The 3637-nt window shown below is 69.0% G+C and carries 3 protein-coding genes; 2 read left to right on the top strand and 1 reads right to left on the bottom strand.

The annotated features are described in order from the left end of the window. Positions 1–35 precede the first annotated feature (35 nt). Positions 36–872, bottom strand: a complete 837-nt coding sequence (locus QN345_RS16865) for a cytochrome c oxidase assembly protein (protein ID WP_241985087.1) — start codon at positions 870–872, stop codon at positions 36–38. Positions 873–1086: 214 nt separating this feature from the next. On the opposite strand from QN345_RS16865, the gene QN345_RS16860 reads away from it, so the two are divergent. After that, a complete protein-coding gene (locus QN345_RS16860; protein ID WP_134560284.1) occupies positions 1087–2112 on the top strand; it encodes a LacI family DNA-binding transcriptional regulator in 1026 nt (341 codons plus the stop codon). 164 nt (positions 2113–2276) lie between these two features. Next, positions 2277–3581: an extracellular solute-binding protein gene (locus QN345_RS16855; RefSeq protein ID WP_134448979.1), complete on the top strand. Its 1305-nt coding sequence runs from the start codon at positions 2277–2279 to the stop codon at positions 3579–3581. Positions 3582–3637: the final 56 nt, after the last annotated feature.

Genomic DNA, 3637 nt, shown 5'->3' with positions numbered 1-3637 from the left:
CCTGGCCCGGCAGGGCAGGGTCAGGGTGGGCAGGGTCACGGTGCGCGGCGCAGGTGCTCGGCGGTGAGGGCGGCCATCTGCTCGTCGGAGAGCTCGTCGAGTTGCTTCGCCTCGTGCCGGTCGGTGCGGTTCCAGCGCAGGAACAGGATGATCAGCACCGGGATGTCCGCGACCTCCGCGATGAACCAGAGGAAGTCGCCGGACAGGTGCTGGTCCCAGAGCGGCGAGGGGAACCAGGCCGGGAACGACCCGACCAGGGCAGGGGCCCCGTCGAGCACCGTCTCGTTGAGGCGCAGCAGGATGCCGGGGATGGCATCCATCACGAGTTCGACGAAGGCGAGCATGAACTCTGCCGTGATGAAAAGGCTCGTGCGGACGAGGGCGTGGTCGGTGATCGGCAGCACCATCAGCAGTCCGACCAGCGGCACGAGCAGCGTCAGGCTCGCCTCCGCTGCGGGATTGCTCCGCAGCACGTAGGCGAGGGGGGTCAGGAAGACCAGGAAGGCGGCGATCGCGAAGAGCGGGGCGAAGACGGCGTTGCCGACGAGACGCACGAACCAGGACCCGAGCACGGCGTTGAACCCGCGCAGGGCCCGGCCCTGGAGCGCGGCCCGCGCCAGCTCGACGGGGCGGCCGAGGCTCAGCAGCGCCGGGACCACGAAGAGCAGGAGGGCGATCCGGGTCGTGAACGCCCAGCGCAGGTCGGGGCTCCAGGCTCCGAGGAACCCGAACGACACCCACGCCCAGGACCCGAGCCCGAGCAGGAAGAAGCCGAGGGTCGGGAGGAGCGGCCAGGCGGTCCCCCTGCGGCCGGCGGCACGGATACCCAGGAGATACAGCGCGGCGGCGACAAGGATGCCCGAACCCGCCACCGGATCGAACCGGGCGGTGCCGAGGAAGTCGAGGAAGGAAGGCGTGAGCGGCCGTTCTGGCTGATGCGTGCCGGGAAGTCCGGCGCCCGTCCCATTATGCGTCTCCCCCGCAGGAATGTGCTCCGCGAGTGGTTGACGTGGGGGACTAAACCGGTATAGGTTTGCCTAAACCGGTTCAGAAGACTCGAGCAGGTGCTATCGATGAGGAGGCGCGATGAGTGAGCCCAAGGTAACCATTGCTGATGTGGCCCGCGAGGCCGGCGTCAGCAAAGGCCTCGTCTCCTTCGCCCTCAACGACCGGCCCGGTGTCTCCGCCGAGAGCCGCGTCCGTATCCTCGAGATCGCCGAACGACTCGGCTGGACCCCCTCCCTGCGAGCCAGGTCGCTGTCCACCCGGCGTTCCTTCGCGCTCGGCCTCGTGATCGCCCGCGACCCGGAGGTCCTCGGCTCCGACCCGTTCTTCCCGTCGTTCATCGCCGGCGTCGAGACCGTCCTCGCCCCGCAGGGCCTCGCCCTCGTGCTGAGCGTCGTGCCCGACGAGAAGACCGAAATGCGCACCTACCGGTCGCTCGTCTCCGACGGCCGCGTCGACGGGGTCTTCCTGAGCGACCTCCGGCACAACGACCCCCGCATCCCGCTGCTGCAGGAACTCGGCCTTCCCGCCGTCACCCTCGGCCGGCCGGACACCGAGAGCCCCTTCCCGTGCATCTCGGTCGACGACACCCCTGGCGTCGCCGAAACCGTGCGCTACCTCGTCTCCCTCGGCCACCGGCGCATCGCCCACGTCGCCGGCAGCCCGGCGCTCCTGCACGGCAGCCGCCGCCGGGCCGCCTTCGACACGGCCCTCAGGGAGGCCGGTCTCCCGGCCGGCCAGTCCATCGAGACCGACTTCTCCGTCGCAGCGGGGGCGGATGCCGCCCGCCGGCTCCTGACCCAGGACTCGCCGCCCACGGCGATCGTTTTCGCCAACGACCCGATGGCCATCGCCGGCCTCGGCGTCGCCCACGAACTCGGCCTGCGCGTACCGGACGACGTCTCGATCACGGGCTTCGACGACATCGACTTCACCCGGTACGTCTACCCGGCGCTCACCACGGTGCGCACCGCCCCGAGCGACTGGGGCCGGGCCGCCGGCCGGACCCTGCTCGACCTCATGGCGCTCGGCACGGCACCCGACGTCGATCTTCCGGCAGGCCGTCTCGTCATCCGCGGCTCCGCCGGTACCCCGCTGCGGCCCTAGCTGCCGCACTGTCCCCCACTCCTCACCTCCGATCCGCCACCGAACCTTTCGCCACCGCACCGACCCCGCGTCGGCTGCGGTCCTCCCGCACGCCCTTCCCCGCGTGCCGCACCACCCGAAACACACCCGAGGCAGAGCTGCCGCGGGGACTGAATGGAGAAACCATGCACAGCACAGCACGAACCCGGCGAGTCCTCGCCGCGACCGCGGCATCGGCCGCCGTCATCCTCGCCCTCGGCGCCTGCTCATCGGGCGGCGGCGCGGCGGGAGCGGCGACCACAGCCCACGGCCCCATCACGATCTGGTACTCGAACAACGCGACCGAGATCGCCTGGGGCAAGCAGATGGTGACCGCCTGGAACGCCGACCACCCGAACGAAACCGTCACCGCGCAGGAGATCCCGGCCGGCAAGAGCAGCGAGGAAGTGATCGGCGCCGCCATCACGGCGGGAAACGCACCATGCCTCGTGTACAACACTGCCCCGGTCGCAGTTCCCCAGTTCCAGAAGCAGGGCGGCCTCGTCGACCTGAGCAGCTTCTCCGACGGTGACTCCTACATCAAGGCCCGCTCGGGCGATACCGCGACCCAGTACGAGTCGACAGACGGCAAGTTCTACCAGATGCCGTGGAAGTCCAACCCTGTGATGATCTTCTACAACAAGGACATGTTCGCCAAGGCCGGGCTCGACCCGGAGAACCCGAAGCTCGCCACCTATGACGAGTTCCTGACCGCCTCCCGCGCCCTGGTCTCCAGTGGGGCCGCGGCGAACGCGATCTACCCGTCCCCGACGAGTGAGTTCTACCAGAGCTGGTTCGACTTCTACCCGCTGTACGCCGCCGAGACCGGGGGCAAGCAGCTCGTCGAAGACGGCAAGGCCACGTTCACCGGCGACGAGGGCGCCAAGGTCGCCGACTTCTGGAAGACCATGTACACCGAGGGACTCGCGAACAAAGAGCTCTACCAGGGCGACTCGTTCGCCGACGGCAAGGCCGCGATGTCGATCGTGGGACCGTGGGCTGTTCCGGTGTACAAGGACAAGGTGAACTGGGGCGCCGTTCCGGTGCCGACGAGCGCCGGGACATCCGCTGACAAGACCTACACCTTCAGCGACGCCAAGAACGTCGGCATGTACACCGCGTGCAAGAACCAGGGCACCGCCTGGGACGTGCTGAAGTTCTCGACGAGCGAGGCGCAGGACGGCCAGCTCCTCAGCCTGACCGGCCAGATGCCGATCCGCTCCGACCTGACCACCACGTACCCGGACTACTTCGCCGCGAACCCGGCCTACGTCGCATTCGGCGACCAGGCCGCGCGCACCGTCGAGGTTCCGAACGTGTCGAACTCGGTCGAGGTGTGGCAGACGTTCCGGGACGCCTACTCCAAGTCGGTCATCTTCGGGCAGGGCGACATCGCCTCCACCCTGGGCGGCGCGGCAGACAAGATCAACACCCTGGTCTCGAGCAAGTAGCACCTCGTGACCGTCACCGAATCGCGGACCTCGTCCGCCGGGAGCCCCATCCGGGC

This window comes from Cryobacterium sp. 10I1 (assembly GCF_035019805.1).
Lineage (GTDB): Bacteria > Actinomycetota > Actinomycetes > Actinomycetales > Microbacteriaceae > Cryobacterium > Cryobacterium glucosi.
The sequence above is the reverse complement of the archived record's forward strand: the minus strand, read 5'-3'. Positions and strand labels throughout refer to the sequence as shown.